Below are 14,981 nucleotides of genomic sequence, written 5' to 3'. Positions count from 1 at the left end.
GGTCCTCTCAGGCTTGCGGGGGGGCAGCGAAGGGCACGTCCAGTGGCGCGGTGTCGAAATTGCGCAGCAGGTCGATGAGAATCTGCGTAGCCGGGCCCAAGGTCTTCTCTTTGCTCGAATAAAGGTAGAACAGTGGGTGGCGGCTGCCACCCTGATCCAGCGGCAACGGCTTGAGCACGCCTTCGCGTAGCTCACGCTCGATCATGTGGCGGGGCAGCCAGGCAAAGCCCAGGCCGCTGCTGACGAAGGTAGCAGCAGTGCCCAGGCTACCGACGGTCCAGCGTTGCTCGGCACCCAGCCAGCCGACATCGCGCGGCTGGGCGCGGCCGGAGTCGCGGATTACCACCTGCAACTGGCTTTCCAGGTCCTGGAAGGTAAGTTCGCGGCCCAGGCGGTGCAGGCTGTGTTCGGGGTGGGCGACAGCGACGAACTCTACCGCGCTCAGTTCGGCGCCCAGGTAGCCGCCGATGCTGTAGCTGCTGATGGCCAGGTCGGCGATGCCTTCGTGCATCACTTCCTCGACGCCAGACAGCACTTCTTCACGCAGGCGCACCCGGCAGCCACGGCTCTGCGGCATGAACGCGGCCAGGGCGCGGACCAGGCGGGCACTGGGGTAGGCGGCATCGACCACCAGGCGTACCTCGGCTTCCCAGCCCTGCTCCATGTGGTGGGCAAGGTCTTCGAGCTGGCTGGCCTGTTTGACCAGGTGGCGCGAACGGCGCAGCAGCACATTGCCGGCCTCGGTGAGCACCGCCTTGCGGCCGTCGATACGCAGCAGCGGCACGCCCAGTTGCTCCTGCATGCGGGCCACGGTGTAACTGACCGATGACTGCGAGCGGTGCAGTGCCTCGGCGGCCTGGGCAAACCCGCCGTGATCGACCACTGCCTGCAGGGTTCGCCACTGGTCAAGGGTTACGCGCGGCGCTTTCATCTTTCGCTCCTGTTGTCCTAAGCTGCGCTCTTTCAAGGAGAGCGGCCCATGAAGAAATGTTGTGCGGCAATACTGATGTGCCTGCCCCTCGGGGCCATGGCTTATCCCATCGACGTTGAGAAGGAACTGACCGGGGTAAAGCTCGACTACACCGCCTATGACACGGCTTATGACATTGGCGCCATCACCCTCAACAACTATGGGCAGGTACCGGCCGCGTGCAAGGTGACCTTCCGCAATGGCCCCGAGGCACCAAGGGTGCGCCGGGTGAACGTACCGGCCGGTAAAAGCGTCGATGTCACTGCCAAGTTCAACCGACAGATCATCAAACTTCGGATCGCCTTGAACTGCAGTGCAGAATAAACTGATAAATCGATAGATTGAACCCATTTTTTACGCTTTTTTATCGATGGGTCAACCCGTAATCTCACCTCCATCGAATCGCAACCCTTTTTGCCGATGGAGGCACCCCAATGTCCCGCGTACTGATCATCGAAAGCAGCGCCCGCCAGCAGGATTCCGTTTCCCGTCAGCTGACCCGTGATTTCATCCAGCAGTGGCAGGCCGCCCACCCGGCCGATCAGATCAGTGTGCGCGACCTGGCCGTGAACCCGGTGCCGCACCTGGACGCCAACCTTCTGGGTGGCTGGATGAAGCCCGAAGAACAGCGCAGTGCGGCGGAACTGGACGCCTTGGCCCGCTCCAACGAACTGACCGATGAACTGCTCGCCGCCGACGTGCTGGTGATGGCCGCGCCGATGTACAACTTCACCATCCCCAGCACCCTGAAGGCCTGGCTGGACCATGTGCTGCGTGCCGGCATCACCTTCAAGTACACCCCCACCGGCCCGCAGGGCTTGCTGACCGGCAAGCGCGCCATCGTCCTGACTGCCCGTGGCGGCATCCACGCCGGTGCCACCAGCGACCACCAGGAACCGTACCTGCGCCAGGTAATGGCCTTCATCGGCATCCACGATGTCGACTTCATCCATGCCGAAGGCCTGAACATGAGCGCTGACTTCCACGAGAAGGGCGTCAACCAGGCCAAGGCCAAGCTGGCGGCGGTGGCCTGAGGCTTAGCGAATTCCCAACCCTGACACCTGTTGTTGCTCCTTTGGGTGTACCTGCCCGGCCTGCATGGCCGGGCTTTTTTATGCCAGAAATTTTGTAGGTGCCTGTGCCGGCCTCTTCGCGGGCTTGCCCGCTCCCACATGTACACCGCAGGTCTCAGGTACTGTGATATCCCTGTGGGAGCGGGCAAGCCTGCGAAGAGGCCGGCACAGCCCTTACATTCCTCATGGTTGAACTCATTTGCCGCAACCCGCTAAGGTCGCGGCCTTGATCCACGAGAGGCAACCATGGGCTACCTGATAATCGTCGCGCTGATCCAGGCGTTTTCCTTCAGCCTGATCGGCGAGTACCTGGCCGGGCACGTCGACAGCTACTTTGCCGTGCTCGCGCGCGTGGTGCTGGCTGGCCTGGTGTTCCTGCCGCTGACCCGCTGGCGCCAGGTCGAGCCGCGCTTCATGCGCTCGATGCTGCTGATCGGCGCGCTGCAGTACGGCATCACCTACGTCTGCCTGTACCTGAGCTTTCGCGTGCTCACCGTGCCGGAGGTGCTGCTGTTCACCATTCTCACGCCGTTGCACGTGACGCTGATCGAAGACGCCATGAACCGGCGCTTCAACCCCTGGGCCCTGGTGGCAGCGCTAGTGGCGGTGGCCGGTGCTGCAGTGATCCGCTTCGATACCATCAGCGGCGAGTTCTTCATCGGCTTCCTGCTGCTGCAACTGGCCAACTTCACCTATGCCGCCGGGCAGGTGCTTTATCGCCACCTGGTCGCACGCCACCCCAGCGACCTGCCGCACTACAAGCGCTTTGGCTACTTCTACCTGGGCGCGTTGATCGTGGTATTGCCGGCCTTCCTGCTGTTTGGCAACGCCCAGCACCTGCCGACCACCGATGTGCAGTGGCTGGTGCTGCTGTTCCTGGGCCTGTGCCCGACGGCGCTGGGGCTGTACTGGTGGAACAAGGGCGCATGCATGGTTTCGGGCGGGACGCTGGCGGTGATGAACAACCTGCATGTGCCGGTAGGGTTGCTGCTCAATCTGCTGATCTGGAACCAGGACGAGCCATTGGGCAGGCTGTTCATCGGCGCGGCGGTGATCCTGGCGTCGGTGTGGATGAGCCGCCTGGGTACCCTGACGTTATCAAGCAAGCCATGGCGCAGTCAGCTATGACGCGTTCGTTACTGAACCCAAATTCCGCCGGTCCCTACCCGATAATCAGGGAAACAAAATCGGGAGACCGGCGTGAAGCTAGAAACGCGAAGTATCGAATTTGTCCCACACGCAGAGCGTTATGGCACGCCTAAACGATTGTTCACTATCTGGTTCAGCTCCAACTTCCAGATAACCGCGCTGATGGTCGGCACCCTGGGCATTGCATCGGGGCTAAGCCTTGGCTGGACCTTGTTGGGCCTGCTGGTCGGCAACCTCATCGGTACCGTGTTCATGGCCGCGCACTCTGCCCAGGGGCCTCACCTGGGCGTGCCACAGATGATCCAGAGCCGGGCCCAGTTCGGTGTCCATGGTGCCGCGCTCCCTCTGCTGGTGATGGTCATGGCCGCAGTCCTGTTCCTCGCCGCCAGCGGCGTGCTGATGCGCAATGCCTTGCAGGCGCTGGTGCCCATGAGCGATGACCAGGCGATCGTGGTGGTCGGCTTGCTGACCTTTGTCATCGGCTTTGTCGGCTACGAGCTGATCCACCGCCTGGGCGCGTGGATGAGCCTGTTGTCCACACTGGTTTTTGCCGGCGCCCTGGTGCTGATCCTGCTGCACCCCGGCGACATGGCAACCACGACGGCAGTGAGTACCGGCTTCTCGTTCACCGCCTTCAACCTGATCGTGGCCCAGTCGGCCTCCTGGACGCTGGGGTATGGCCCCTATGTAGCCGATTACTCGCGCTACCTGCCGGCCAACGTCAACCCACGCGCCACGTTCTGGGCCACCTATTGCGGTTGTGCGCTGGGCTCCTTCGCCATGATGGCACTGGGCGCGCTGGTGGCAGTGGCATTGCCGTCGGCACTGGGGCATGACCCGGCCACAGCCATTGCCGCGTTGTTCGGCCCGTGGGCGCCGTTGGCGCTGGCGGTGATAGCGCTGGGGGTGATCCAGTACAACGTGCTGTGTCTGTACAGCGCCTACATGTCGTCGGTCACCATCTTTGGTGCCTTCAAGACCATCCGGCGCGTGACCGCGACGGCCAAGGCCTTGGTAATGGCTGGCCTGACCGCAGCGGCAACGCTGATCGCCATCGCCACCCAATACAATTTCGATACGTTCTTTGCCGACATCCTGATCGGCCAGCTGTACCTGTTGATCCCATGGAGCGCCATCAACCTGGTGGATTACTACTGGGTATGCCGAGGCCACTATGATGTGGGGGCGCTGTATGACTCCAAGGGGCGTTATGGCTGCTTCAATCGTCGAAGCCTGGCGGTGTACGCCGTGTCGATCATCGGTACCATCCCGTTCATGAAGCTGTCGTTCTACACGGGCTTCGTGGCCGAGTGGCTGGGGGCGGACATCAGTTGGGCGATGGGGTTGATCCTGGCCGGTGCGCTGTACTGCATGGTCCATGGGCGCGAGAGCAACCGGCTTTCGACAACCATGAATGCGCACCCCTGACTCGGCCCTGACACGGAAAGGGGCCGCTTTGCGGCCCATCGCCGGCAAGCCAGCTCCCACAGGCACCGCGCAAAATTCGAGACGTGTGCAGTACCTGTGGGAGCTGGCTTGCCGGCGATGGGCTGCGAAGCAGCCCAGGCAATCTCAAGCCTCGCTCATGTCTTCCAGCCGACGCGGCACAGGCTCTTGCGATACACGCCCGCTCAACCCCACCCGCATGTCGTTGCCACTTGGCTGCTGATACAGGCTCAAGCCAAACTCCGGCAACACCGCCAGCAGATAATCGAAGATATCCCCCTGAATCCGCTCGTAATCGGCCCACACGGTGGTGGTGGTAAAGCAGTAGATCTCCAGCGGCACGCCCTCGGCGGTGGTCTGCATCTGCCGCACCATGCAGGTCATGTTCGGGTGCACGTTGGGGTGGTTCTTCAGGTAGGCCAGGGCGAACGCCCGGAAGGTGCCGATGTTGGTCAGCTTGCGGCGGTTGGCCGACAGCTCGGCCACTGGCCCCAGGGCTTCGTTCCAGCTTTGCAGTTCCTGGCGCTTGCCCGCCAGATAGTCGCGCAGAAGGCTGACCTGGCTCAGGCGCTGTTCTTCCTCGCGAGTCAGGAACCGCACGCCAGCCGCGTCGATGAACAGGCTGCGCTTGATGCGTCGGCCACCGGACTGCTGCATGCCGCGGTAGTTGCGGAACGACTCGCTCATCAGGCGCCAGGTGGGGATGGAGACAATGGTCTTGTCGAAGTTCTGCACCTTCACCGTGTGCAGGGTGATGTCCACCACATCGCCATCGGCACCCACCTGGGGCATTTCGATCCAGTCGCCCACGTGCAGCATGTCGTTGCTGGTCAGCTGCACACTGGCGACGAACGACAGCAGGGTGTCCTTGTACACCAACAGCAGCACCGCCGACATGGCGCCCAGGCCCGACAGCAGCAACAGCGGCGAGCGGTCGATCAGGGTGGCGACGATGACGATGGAGGCGAAGATCCACAGCATCATCTTGGCCAGTTGCACGTAACCCTTGATCGAGCGGGTGCGGGCGTGTTCGGTGCGGGCGTAGATGTCGAGCAGGGCATCCAGCAGGCACGACAGCGCCATGGTCATGAACAGCAGGGTAAAGGCCAGGGCGACATTGCCGAGGAAGTGCTGGGCAGTGTCGGACAGCTCGGGCACCAGTTTCAGGCCGAACTGCAGCACCAGTGACGGCGTGGTCTGTGCCAGGCGGTGGAAAACCTTGTTGTTGCGCAGGTCGTCCAGCCACTTCAGCGCTGGCTGGCGGGCCAGCAGGCGGGCGCCGTGCAACACCAGGAAGCGTGCCAGGCGGCCGATGACCAGGGAAATGAGCAGCAGCACCGCCAGGCCGATGGCCGCGTGCAGCATCGGATGTTGGTCAAGGGTGCCCCACAGGTCGAGGGAGTCGCGCCAGATTCGTTGGATATCCATGGGCTTGCGTACAGTCTTTGTTGCCAAACGAAGCGCCATTAGAGCGCGGATGGCGACAAAGTTGCCAAAAGAAATTCGGCTAAGGCGGCAGAAAACGTTACCCTATGCAACTGAATTTTCCGCACTTGCCTGAGGTTACCTCCGTGTTCTCCCAATTCGCCCTGCACGAACGCCTGCTTAAAGCCGTGGCCGAGCTTAACTTTGTCGAGCCAACCCCGGTGCAGGCCGCGGCCATCCCCCTGGCCCTGCAAGGGCGTGACCTGCGCGTGACCGCGCAGACCGGCAGCGGCAAGACCGCGGCCTTCGTGCTGCCGTTGCTCAACCGCCTGGTCGACCTGCGCGAACGCCGCGTCGAGATCCGCGCGCTGATCCTGCTGCCGACCCGTGAGCTGGCCCAGCAGACCCTCAAGCAGGTACAGCTGTTCTCGCAGTTCACCTACATCAAGTCGGGCCTGGTTACCGGCGGTGAAGACTTCAAGGAACAGGCCGCCATGCTGCGCAAGGTGCCGGACGTGCTGATCGGCACCCCGGGCCGCCTGCTCGAGCAGCTCAATGCCGGCAACCTCGACCTGTCCCACGTACAGGTGCTGATCCTCGACGAAGCCGACCGCATGCTCGACATGGGCTTCGCCGAGGACATGGAGCGCCTGTGCAAGGAGTGCGAGAACCGCCAGCAGACCCTGCTGTTCTCCGCCACCACCGGTGGTGCGGCCCTGCGCGACATCATCGGCAAGGTGCTGAAAGACCCAGAGCACCTGATGCTCAACAGCGTCTCGCAGCTGGCCGAAGGCACCCGCCAGCAGATCATCACCGCCGACCACGACCAGCACAAAGAGCAGATCGTGCAGTGGCTGCTGGCCAACGAAACCTTCGACAAGGCGATCATCTTCACCAACACCCGCGCCTTGGCCGACCGCATCTACGGCCACCTGGTGGCCAAGGACGTGAAGGCCTTCGTGCTGCACGGCGAGAAGGACCAGAAGGACCGCAAGCTGGCCCTGGACCGCTTCAAGCAGGGCAGCTCCAAGGTGCTGGTGGCTACCGACGTTGCGGCCCGTGGCCTGGACATCGACGGCCTGGACCTGGTGATCAACTTCGACATGCCGCGCAGCGGTGACGAGTACGTGCACCGCGTGGGCCGTACCGGCCGTGCCGGTGGCGAAGGCCTGGCGATCTCGCTGATCACCCACAACGACTGGAACCTGATGTCGAGCATCGAGCGCTACCTCAAGCAGCAGTTCGAGCGCCGGGTGATCAAGGAAGTGAAGGGCACCTACAACGGGCCTAAGAAGGTCAAGGCCTCGGGCAAGGCGGCTGGCAGCAAGAAGAAAAAGGTCGAGAAGAAGACCGGTGACAAGAAGGCGGCCGCCAAGCGCAAGCCAACCGCAAAGCCGAAGGCCAATGCACCGCTGGCCAGCGCCGACGGCCTGGCGCCGCTGAAAAAGCGCAAGCCTGCGGCTGAGTAACCTTCAGTAGCGCTGTTGGTTTCTTCGCGGGCACGCCTGCTCCCACAGGATAATCACAGATATCGAAGGCTGTGTTATCCCTGTGGGAGCGGGCGTGCCCGCGAAGGGGCCAGCACAGGCGACCTCTATTCAGCCTTTTTCTCCGCCTCTTTCAACTCCTTGATCCGCTTGTCGATCAGCTGACACTTGTCGGGCAAATCCTTGCTAGCCGTGCCCAGCTCCATCCCTTGAAGCTCGTCATTGATCTCCTTGGCCTTCTGCGGGTTCTGCTCGGTCAACTGGGTGACCAACCCGGCCAGCTCTTCGCGTTTCTGCGTTGCTTCTTCCGGTGTGCAGGCCCAGGCGGGCAGGGCGCAGGACAGGGCAGTGGCACAGGCAATGGGCAGCAGCAGTTTCATCCTTCTACCTCCGGCGGTGGTGATGCCCGGTGGAGGCATGTGCCTGGCCGTTAGTTCAGCGCCTTCGACCGGTGGCACTTCATGGTCAGCCTGTCCCCAGTTGGGCAACTGACCTGGCCTTGTGAGCCAGTTGCTGCGCCAGTACATGCAAGCACATCAACGCCAGCGCTGAGATATTTCGGAACGCCGGGCAACCTCGGCAGGTCCCAACCTGTGTACACCTTCCGTCCACAGCAGGAGCCCGTAGCCATGAGCATCGCCTACGACTGGGACCTGATCGAGCGTTTGCTGCACGAGGTGCAGAACGGCGCCGGTCACAGCTTCACGCCACGCCCCTATGCCGAGCAACACGCTGCGGCACTGGCTGCCAAGGGGGAGCCGGTGGGCGACCTGGACCACCTGAAAACCCGTGCCTGCGAGTACGAGAGGCTGTTGTTCGAGCGTGGCTTCATCGAAACCCGACCCGAAGAAGATGGCGGTAATGGCGAGAATTTCGTGCTGACCGAACGTGGCTCGCGGTTGATGAGCCTGATCGACAGCAGCATCCCCGGCTTCGAGCACCCGCGCCAGGTGCTGGACGAGCAAGAGGATGCGCTGGATGAAACCACCTTCGAGCAGGTGTCGGCGAAGGCACAGATCGCCTGAGGTCGTTTTGAGGCTGGCAAGGGCGGCCATGGAAACCCGATAATCGGTAGTTCCTGAATAACTGCCGAGCCCTCGCCCATGCCAATGACCACCGCAGAGGCCCGCTCATGAGCGCGGCCCGCAAGAACCCTGATGCCTTTGCCTTTCAGGTGATGCTGGGGCTGTGCCTGATCTGGGGCTGCCAGCAGGTCCTGATCAAGACTGCTGCCATCGATATCGCGCCGGTGATGCAGGCGGCCCTGCGCAACGGCATCGCCGCCGTCCTGGTGGGCCTGATGCTGTGCTGGCGCGGGGGCTGGGAGCAGGTCGGCAGCACCTGGCGTGCCGGGGTGGTGGCGGGCGGGTTGTTCGGCCTGGAGTTCCTGTTCATTGCCGAGGGGCTGAAGCTGACCTCGGCGGCGCACATGTCGGTGTTCCTCTATACCGCGCCGGTGTTCACCGCGTTGGGCCTGCATTTCAGGCTGCCCAGCGAACGCCTGCGGCTGCTGCAATGGCTTGGGATCCTGTTGGCCTTCGGCGGTATTGCCATGGCGTTTGCCGGCGGCATGTCGTTCGAGCACATGGATGGCCGCACCCTGCTGGGGGATGCCTTTGGCGTGATCGCCGGGCTGGCCTGGGGGGCGACCACGGTGGTGGTGCGCTGCTCGCGGCTGTCGGAAGCACCAGCGACCCTGACCCTGTTCTATCAGCTGGCGGTGGGCTTTGCCGGGTTGCTGCTGATTGCCTTGCTCAGCGGCCAGATCGGCGCGGTGACGCTGACGCCGCTGGCGATGGGCAGCGTGCTGTTCCAGGGGATTGTGGTGTCGTTCATCAGCTACCTGACCTGGTTCTGGTTGCTGCGCAAATACCTGGCGTCGAACCTGGCAGTGTTCTCGTTCATCACCCCGCTGTTCGGGGTGACCTTTGGCGTTTTGTTGCTGGATGAGCCGCTTAGCCTGAACTTTGTGGTTGGTGCGTTGATGGTGCTGCTGGGGGTGGTGCTGGTGAGTGCCGAGCCTTGGGTCAAGCAGCAATTGCGGCGGATTGTGGGATGATCGATAACCTGTACCGGCCTCTTCGCGGGCTTGCCCGCTCCCACAGGTACTGCACAGGTCTTGAAGATTTTGCGGCCCCTGTGGGAGCGGGCGAGCCCGCGAAGAGGCCGGCACAGACAGTCACGATTCAGGATGCAGCCTTGGCCTGACAGGCGTTGCCCTGCTGTGCAGAGCTGCCAAACAGCACCAGCCCCCCAGCCACCACCAACCCACCCGCAGCCACCATCAGCGCAGGCTGCAACCCGCCGCTGTAATGGCTGCTGACCGCAGCCAGCAGCGGCCCACTCAACTGCCCCAGGGCAAAACAGGCTGTCAGCAGCCCGGCATTGCGCTGCGTGGCATGCGGCGCCAGCTCCCGCGAACGTTGCATCACCAGTTGCATGCAGGCCAGGAACGGCCCGCCACACAGCACCACGCCCAACGCCAGCCCGACACCTCCGCCCATCAGGCAGGCCAGCACACCCAGCCCCTGCAGCCACAGGGTGGCGGTGAGCCAGGTCGCGGTTCGGCCGCCACGCCGCAGGCTCACGAGCAGAACCCCCAGCGCCGCCGCCAGGCCGAATGCCGGCCAGAACAGGTCTGCGAGCCACTGCCCGTGGAACTGCTGGTTGGCCATCTGCGACAGGAAGGTGGCCGGCAGGATGTAACCTACGCCATACAGCGCATATACCAGCCCCAGGCGACCGATGCCGACACTTCGGGTCGGGCCTAGGTGTGCAGCGGGCGATACCGGCGCGGCTTGCAGCGCCCTGGGCAGCCAAGGCCGCACCGCCAGCAGCATCACCAGCGCGGCCACGGCATAGATCAGCCACAGTGCTGCCGAGCCGAGCCCCCACAAATGCGCCACCAGCGCCAGCAAACCAGTCAGCGCAATGCCCAGGCCGGGCCCCGCGAACACCAGGGCACCCAGGCGCTGGCGGTTGTCGGCATTGGCCACCTGTTGGCTCAGGCTGGTGATCATCACCAGCCCCCAGGCGCTGGCCACGCCGGTGCCGAAGCGCAGCAGCAGGTGGCTCCAGAACCCGTCTGCGGCCCATGAGGCCAGAGTCAGCAGTACGCAAAGCCACAGCCCGCCGTGCAGGCGCAGGCGCACCTGGCCCGGCGAGCGGGCGAACATGGCATCTACCGCGCCGATGAAGTAACCCAGGTAGTTGGCTGCGGCCACCAGCCCGGCGACCGTCAGGTCGAACTGGCCTTCGGCGATCAGTTGCGGCAGCTGCGGGGTCAGGGCGAAACGGCCGATGCCCATGGCCATCATCAGCGCCACGGCGCTGGCCAGCAGTTGAATGAGTGGCGACATGACAAGTCTCCTGCACGGATGTAAGCGATGGCTGGCAGGTTAGGGCGGTTTCTTTTTCAATAAAATTGAATAATGATGATCAAGTTGTTCTGTTTTGGAGAATACCGTGGAATTCAGCCAACTGCGTATCTTCCAGGCCGTGGCCGAGGAAGGTTCGGTCACCCGCGCCGCAGAGCGCCTGCATCGGGTGCCGTCGAACCTGTCGACGCGCTTGCGCCAGCTTGAAGAGCAACTGGGTGTCGAGCTGTTCCTGCGCGAGCGCCAGCGCCTGCAGCTGTCGCCCGCGGGCAAGGTGCTGCTGGATTACGCCAACCGCATGTCAGCCTTGCGCGACGAGGCGCTGGCCGCCGTGCGGGGCGGCCAACCGGCCGGGGACTTCGTGCTGGGGACCATGTACAGCACGGCGGCGACCCATTTGCCGGGGTTGCTGGCGCGTTATCACCAGGCCTACCCGGCGGTTAACTTGCAGGTGCGTGCGGCGCCCAGTGGCGAGTTGCTGGAAGGCCTGCTCAACCACACCTTGGACGCGGCCCTGGTGGACGGGCCACCGAGCCTGGCCGGGCTGGATGGCGTGCCGCTTTGCGATGAGCAGTTGGTGCTGATCACCAGCCCCGAGCACCCTGCGGTACACACTGCCAAGGATGTGGCCGGCAAGGCGGTGTTCACCTTCCGCCAGGGCTGCTCGTACCGTATGCGCCTGGAGGCCTGGTATGCCCATGCCCATACGCCCATGGGCAGGGTGATGGAGATCGAGTCGTACCAGAGTATGCTGGCCTGCGTGATCGCTGGCGCGGGTGTGGCGATGATGGCCAGGTCGATGCTCGACAGCCTGCCCGGGCGCGACCGGGTGCGGGTGCACCAGCTGCAGGCACCGTTCGATCAGGCGGTCACTTGGTTGATGTGGCGCCAGGGCATGCGCGGGGCAAATTTGCAGGCCTGGATCGACCTGCAACAAAGCGAAACGATTAACCAGTCGTCGGAATGCGCCGTTACGGCTTGATCCGTATCAAAATGGCCCGTATCTGTAGCTTTAGAGGCATGCGTAATACAGGACATAGGGCTATGATCTGTATGAAACATCGCAGGATTGAATTGCCGTGAGGCTGACCCGTCAAGGGGGCATTATGAATAAACCACTGTCCAACTGGCTCCATGACCTGGCTGTCGCCTTGGGGCTGATTCCACCACCCTTGCAGCCGGTGCCGATCCCGACTGATGAAGAGCAGCGCAAACGCCAACCGCGTCGTCGCTGATACAGACAAAGGCCGCTGCACCTGGGTGGGTGCAGCGGCCTTTTAGTGTCTGCCAGTTGTGTGTTGCCTGTACCGGCCTCTTCGCCGGCTTGCCCGCTCCCACAGGTACCCCACAGCACTCGAGGCCTGTGATATTCCTGTAGGAGCGGGTTTACCCGCGAAAGGGCCAGTAAAGGCAGCCGGGACCTATCAGGCCAGCTTAACCGCCGCCACCGATTTACGCGATATCAGGCTGACCACCACAAAGCTCACCAGACCAACCGCCAGGCTGTAGTAGATCGGCGTATTGGCCTCCAGCCCATCCTTGAACATGAACAGCAGCGCGGTGGCAAAGCCCAGCGACATGCTGGCGATAGCCCCGGCGGTGGTAGCGCGCTTCCAGAAAATCGCCCCGATCAGCGGGATCAGCATACCGCCGACCAGCAGGTTGTAGGCCAGGGTCAGGGCGTTGATCACATCGTTCACCACCAGGGCAATGCCCAGCACCACCAGGCCGGTGAGCAGGGTGAACAGGCGGCTGACGCCCAGGCTCGACGCCTTGCCGCCACGCAGTTTGGGCAGCAGGTCTTCGGTCAGGGTGGTGGACGCAGCCAGCAGGCCGGCGCTGGCGGTGGACATCATGGCGGCTAGCGCCGCTGCCATCAGCAGGCCACGGATGCCATCGGGCAGCGTGGTCTTGATCATCTCGGCAAAGGCATTGTTCGGGTTGGCCAGGTCGGGCATCAGCACATGCGCAGCCATGCCGATCGCGGCGCAGGCCAGGCCGTACAGTATGCAGTACACACCGGCGGTGGTGCCGGCACGCTGGCAGACCTTCTCGTCACGGGCAGTGAACACCCGCTGCCAGATGTCCTGGCCGATGAGGATGCCGAAGAAGTAGATCAGGAAGTAGGTGATGATGGTGTCCCAGCCAATGGTGGTCAGCTGGAAGCTGGCCGCCGGCAGCTTGGCCACCAGGGTGTCCCAGCCACCGGCCTTGTACAGGCACACAGGCAGCAGGATGAACATCAGGCCGACGGTCTTGATCACGAACTGGACGATGTCGGTCAGCGTCAGCGACCACATGCCGCCAATGGTCGAGTACAGCACCACCACACCACCGCCCAGCAGCAGCGAGGCCCAGAACGGCAGGTCGAGCAGCACCTGCAATACGGTGGCCATGGCCAGGGTCGAGGTAACGCCGATCATCATTGCGTAGGCCAGCATGATCACGGCGCTGGCCTGGCGTGCGGCCGGGTTGTAGCGCTGTTCCAGCACCTGGGTCACGGTGAAGATGCGCAGGCGCAGCAAGGGTTTGGCCAGCAACAGGTTGAGGGCGATGATGCCCAGGCCCAGGGCTGCGCACAGCCAGAAGCCGGAGATGCCGTGGACGTAGCCCAGGCGTACGGTGCCGACGGTGGAAGCGCCACCGAGTACGGTGGTGGCCATGGTGCCCATGTACAGGACCGGGCCGAGGTTGCGCCCGGCCACCAGGTAGTCCTCATGGGTTTTCGCGCGCCGCATGCCGTACCAGCCAAGCCCGAGCATGCCGGCGGTATAGATCATTACAACAATGATGTCCAAGGCCATTGGGGGTCTCCCGATTATCTTTATTATGGCGAGATCGACCACGCGGGCGGGTTCACGGCGCCCGGCGGTCTTGTCGTGTTGTTGGCGGGCCTCTGTGGCCCTCCCTCATGGCTCCTGCCGGGGTATAGCGGTATTAACGACGCACTACGCCCGGTAGCACGCAGAGCATCTCGAACAGCAGGTTGGCACCGAGCAGCGAGGTGTTGCCGGTGGTGTCGTAAGGCGGGGAGACTTCGACGAGGTCACAGCCGATCAGGTCCAGGCCGTGGCAGCCGCGAATGATCTCCATCGCCTGGATGGTGGTCAAGCCGCCGATTTCCGGGGTACCGGTGCCGGGAGCCCAGGCCGGGTCGATGCCATCGATGTCGAACGACAGGTACACCGGGCCACCGCCGACCTTTTCGCGCACTTCGGCCATCAGCGGTTCCAGCGACTTGTGCCAGCACTCTTCGGCCTGGACTACACGGAAGCCCTGGCGGCGGCTCCAGTTGAAGTCATCGGCGGTGTAGCCCTGGGCGCGCAGGCCGATCTGCACCACGCGCTCGCAATCGAGCAGGCCTTCTTCCACGGCACGGCGGAAGGTGGTGCCGTGGGCAATCTTCTCGCCGAACATGTGGTCGTTGACGTCGGCGTGGGCATCGATGTGCACCAGGCCGATCTTGCCGTGCTTCTTGTGCAGCGCGCGCAGGATCGGCAGGGTGATGGTGTGGTCGCCACCCAGGGTCAGCGGGATGATGTTGTGCTCGAGGATCTCGTCATACGCTTCTTCGATGATGCGCACGGCGTCCAGCAGGTTGAAGGTGTTGATCGCCACGTCACCGATGTCGGCCACCGACAGCGAGTCGAACGGTGCAGCTCCCGTGGCCATGTTGTACGGGCGGATCATCACCGATTCGGCGCGGATCTGACGCGGGCCGAAACGGGTGCCGGAGCGCAGCGAAGTACCGATGTCCAGTGGCACGCCGATGAAGGCGGCGTCCAGGCCTTGGGCACTTTGCAGGTGGGGGAGACGGAGCATGGTGGCGATGCCGCCGAAACGCGGCATTTCGTTGCCGCCCAGTGGTTGGTGGAGGATCTTGTCCACGGTGGGCCTCATCAGTCGGTCGATTGTTCTGTTTGTTCGAACCTGTGCCGCCGCGCGCCTTCCAGGTGTGGTCTTGCCGGCGGGCAGGGACATTTCGGCCAAGTCTGCTGAAGGTAGTGCCGGGGAAAAATCGCTACCGGCAAATACTTAGTTCAGGAATTTCTGA

General features: G+C 63.3%; 15 protein-coding genes. 9 read left to right on the top strand and 6 right to left on the bottom strand.

Features of this window, described 5'->3' with window-relative positions; genetic code table 11:
• Positions 1-7: 7 nt before the first annotated feature.
• Positions 8-931 (bottom strand): LysR family transcriptional regulator, encoded by a 924-nt coding sequence (locus GEV38_RS20105; RefSeq protein WP_012273620.1) that lies wholly within the window; start codon positions 929-931, stop codon positions 8-10.
• Between the two features lie 48 nt (positions 932-979).
• On the opposite strand from GEV38_RS20105, the gene GEV38_RS20100 reads away from it, so the two are divergent.
• The 4 genes from GEV38_RS20100 (at position 980) to GEV38_RS20085 (ending at position 4,620) form a co-directional block, all read left to right on the top strand.
• On the top strand, positions 980-1,294 hold the full coding sequence (locus GEV38_RS20100) for a hypothetical protein (protein ID WP_012051530.1): 315 nt from the start codon (positions 980-982) through the stop codon (positions 1,292-1,294).
• 110 nt (positions 1,295-1,404) lie between these two features.
• On the top strand, positions 1,405-2,004 hold the full coding sequence (locus GEV38_RS20095; protein WP_013973705.1) for an FMN-dependent NADH-azoreductase: 600 nt from the start codon (positions 1,405-1,407) through the stop codon (positions 2,002-2,004).
• A gap of 285 nt (positions 2,005-2,289) precedes the next feature.
• Positions 2,290-3,171: a carboxylate/amino acid/amine transporter gene (locus tag GEV38_RS20090; RefSeq protein WP_015271300.1), complete on the top strand. Its 882-nt coding sequence runs from the start codon at positions 2,290-2,292 to the stop codon at positions 3,169-3,171.
• 72 nt (positions 3,172-3,243) lie between these two features.
• Positions 3,244-4,620 (top strand): cytosine permease, encoded by a 1,377-nt coding sequence (locus tag GEV38_RS20085; RefSeq protein WP_043935828.1) that lies wholly within the window; start codon positions 3,244-3,246, stop codon positions 4,618-4,620.
• A gap of 144 nt (positions 4,621-4,764) precedes the next feature.
• Here the strand turns inward: GEV38_RS20085 and GEV38_RS20080 are convergent, their stop codons facing one another.
• Positions 4,765-6,066: a mechanosensitive ion channel family protein gene (locus GEV38_RS20080; RefSeq protein WP_015271298.1), complete on the bottom strand. Its 1,302-nt coding sequence runs from the start codon at positions 6,064-6,066 to the stop codon at positions 4,765-4,767.
• A gap of 104 nt (positions 6,067-6,170) precedes the next feature.
• On the opposite strand from GEV38_RS20080, the gene GEV38_RS20075 reads away from it, so the two are divergent.
• On the top strand, positions 6,171-7,532 hold the full coding sequence (locus GEV38_RS20075) for a DEAD/DEAH box helicase (protein WP_039612590.1): 1,362 nt from the start codon (positions 6,171-6,173) through the stop codon (positions 7,530-7,532).
• A gap of 125 nt (positions 7,533-7,657) precedes the next feature.
• Here GEV38_RS20075 and GEV38_RS20070 read toward each other — a convergent pair whose 3' ends face one another.
• Positions 7,658-7,930, bottom strand: a complete 273-nt coding sequence (locus GEV38_RS20070) for a hypothetical protein (protein WP_013973700.1) — start codon at positions 7,928-7,930, stop codon at positions 7,658-7,660.
• A 249-nt stretch (positions 7,931-8,179) separates the two neighbouring features.
• Here GEV38_RS20070 and GEV38_RS20065 point away from each other — a divergent pair, with 249 nt between their 5' ends.
• Together GEV38_RS20065 and GEV38_RS20060 are read left to right on the top strand one after the other, a co-directional pair.
• Positions 8,180-8,575, top strand: coding sequence for a hypothetical protein (locus tag GEV38_RS20065; RefSeq protein ID WP_013973698.1), 396 nt, complete (start codon positions 8,180-8,182; stop codon positions 8,573-8,575).
• Positions 8,576-8,682: 107 nt separating this feature from the next.
• The gene (locus GEV38_RS20060; protein ID WP_015271296.1) at positions 8,683-9,609 is read left to right on the top strand and encodes a DMT family transporter; all 927 of its coding nucleotides are present in this window, start codon (positions 8,683-8,685) and stop codon (positions 9,607-9,609) included.
• A 127-nt stretch (positions 9,610-9,736) separates the two neighbouring features.
• On the opposite strand, the gene GEV38_RS20055 is transcribed toward GEV38_RS20060, so the two are convergent.
• Positions 9,737-10,909, bottom strand: a complete 1,173-nt coding sequence (locus tag GEV38_RS20055; protein ID WP_054573794.1) for an MFS transporter — start codon at positions 10,907-10,909, stop codon at positions 9,737-9,739.
• 106 nt (positions 10,910-11,015) lie between these two features.
• Between GEV38_RS20055 and GEV38_RS20050 the strand changes: the two genes are divergently transcribed.
• Complete coding sequence (locus GEV38_RS20050) at positions 11,016-11,909, top strand: LysR family transcriptional regulator (protein WP_015271294.1); 894 nt, start codon at positions 11,016-11,018, stop codon at positions 11,907-11,909.
• A 124-nt stretch (positions 11,910-12,033) separates the two neighbouring features.
• Positions 12,034-12,162, top strand: a complete 129-nt coding sequence (locus GEV38_RS27800) for a PA1414 family protein (RefSeq protein WP_009683677.1) — start codon at positions 12,034-12,036, stop codon at positions 12,160-12,162.
• A 189-nt stretch (positions 12,163-12,351) separates the two neighbouring features.
• Here GEV38_RS27800 and GEV38_RS20045 read toward each other — a convergent pair whose 3' ends face one another.
• Positions 12,352-13,731, bottom strand: a complete 1,380-nt coding sequence (locus GEV38_RS20045) for a sodium:solute symporter (RefSeq protein ID WP_173895927.1) — start codon at positions 13,729-13,731, stop codon at positions 12,352-12,354.
• A gap of 133 nt (positions 13,732-13,864) precedes the next feature.
• Positions 13,865-14,815 carry an agmatinase gene (speB, locus tag GEV38_RS20040; protein WP_013973693.1) on the bottom strand — a complete coding sequence of 317 codons (951 nt, stop codon included), beginning with the start codon at positions 14,813-14,815 and terminating at the stop codon, positions 13,865-13,867.
• Positions 14,816-14,981 lie beyond the last annotated feature (166 nt).

Origin of the sequence: Pseudomonas sp. 13159349 (assembly GCF_013305685.1) — a bacterium.
GTDB classification, from domain to species: Bacteria; Pseudomonadota; Gammaproteobacteria; order Pseudomonadales; family Pseudomonadaceae; genus Aquipseudomonas; species Aquipseudomonas asiatica.
This window is presented reverse-complemented; position numbering and strand designations above follow the sequence as displayed.

Bases quoted from the DNA above. Each gene is read 5' to 3' on its own strand.
- GEV38_RS20105 (WP_012273620.1), bottom strand. From the start codon at position 931: ATGAAAGCGCCGCGCGTAACCCTTGACCAGTGGCGAACCCTGCAGGCA.
- GEV38_RS20080 (WP_015271298.1), bottom strand. From the start codon at position 6,066: ATGGATATCCAACGAATCTGGCGCGACTCCCTCGACCTGTGGGGCACC.
- GEV38_RS20075 (WP_039612590.1), top strand. From the start codon at position 6,171: ATGCAACTGAATTTTCCGCACTTGCCTGAGGTTACCTCCGTGTTCTCC.
- GEV38_RS20045 (WP_173895927.1), bottom strand. From the start codon at position 13,731: ATGGCCTTGGACATCATTGTTGTAATGATCTATACCGCCGGCATGCTC.
- GEV38_RS27800 (WP_009683677.1), top strand. From the start codon at position 12,034: ATGAATAAACCACTGTCCAACTGGCTCCATGACCTGGCTGTCGCCTTG.
- GEV38_RS20055 (WP_054573794.1), bottom strand. From the start codon at position 10,909: ATGTCGCCACTCATTCAACTGCTGGCCAGCGCCGTGGCGCTGATGATG.
- GEV38_RS20100 (WP_012051530.1), top strand. From the start codon at position 980: ATGAAGAAATGTTGTGCGGCAATACTGATGTGCCTGCCCCTCGGGGCC.
- GEV38_RS20070 (WP_013973700.1), bottom strand. From the start codon at position 7,930: ATGAAACTGCTGCTGCCCATTGCCTGTGCCACTGCCCTGTCCTGCGCC.
- GEV38_RS20095 (WP_013973705.1), top strand. From the start codon at position 1,405: ATGTCCCGCGTACTGATCATCGAAAGCAGCGCCCGCCAGCAGGATTCC.
- GEV38_RS20060 (WP_015271296.1), top strand. From the start codon at position 8,683: ATGAGCGCGGCCCGCAAGAACCCTGATGCCTTTGCCTTTCAGGTGATG.
- GEV38_RS20090 (WP_015271300.1), top strand. From the start codon at position 2,290: ATGGGCTACCTGATAATCGTCGCGCTGATCCAGGCGTTTTCCTTCAGC.
- GEV38_RS20065 (WP_013973698.1), top strand. From the start codon at position 8,180: ATGAGCATCGCCTACGACTGGGACCTGATCGAGCGTTTGCTGCACGAG.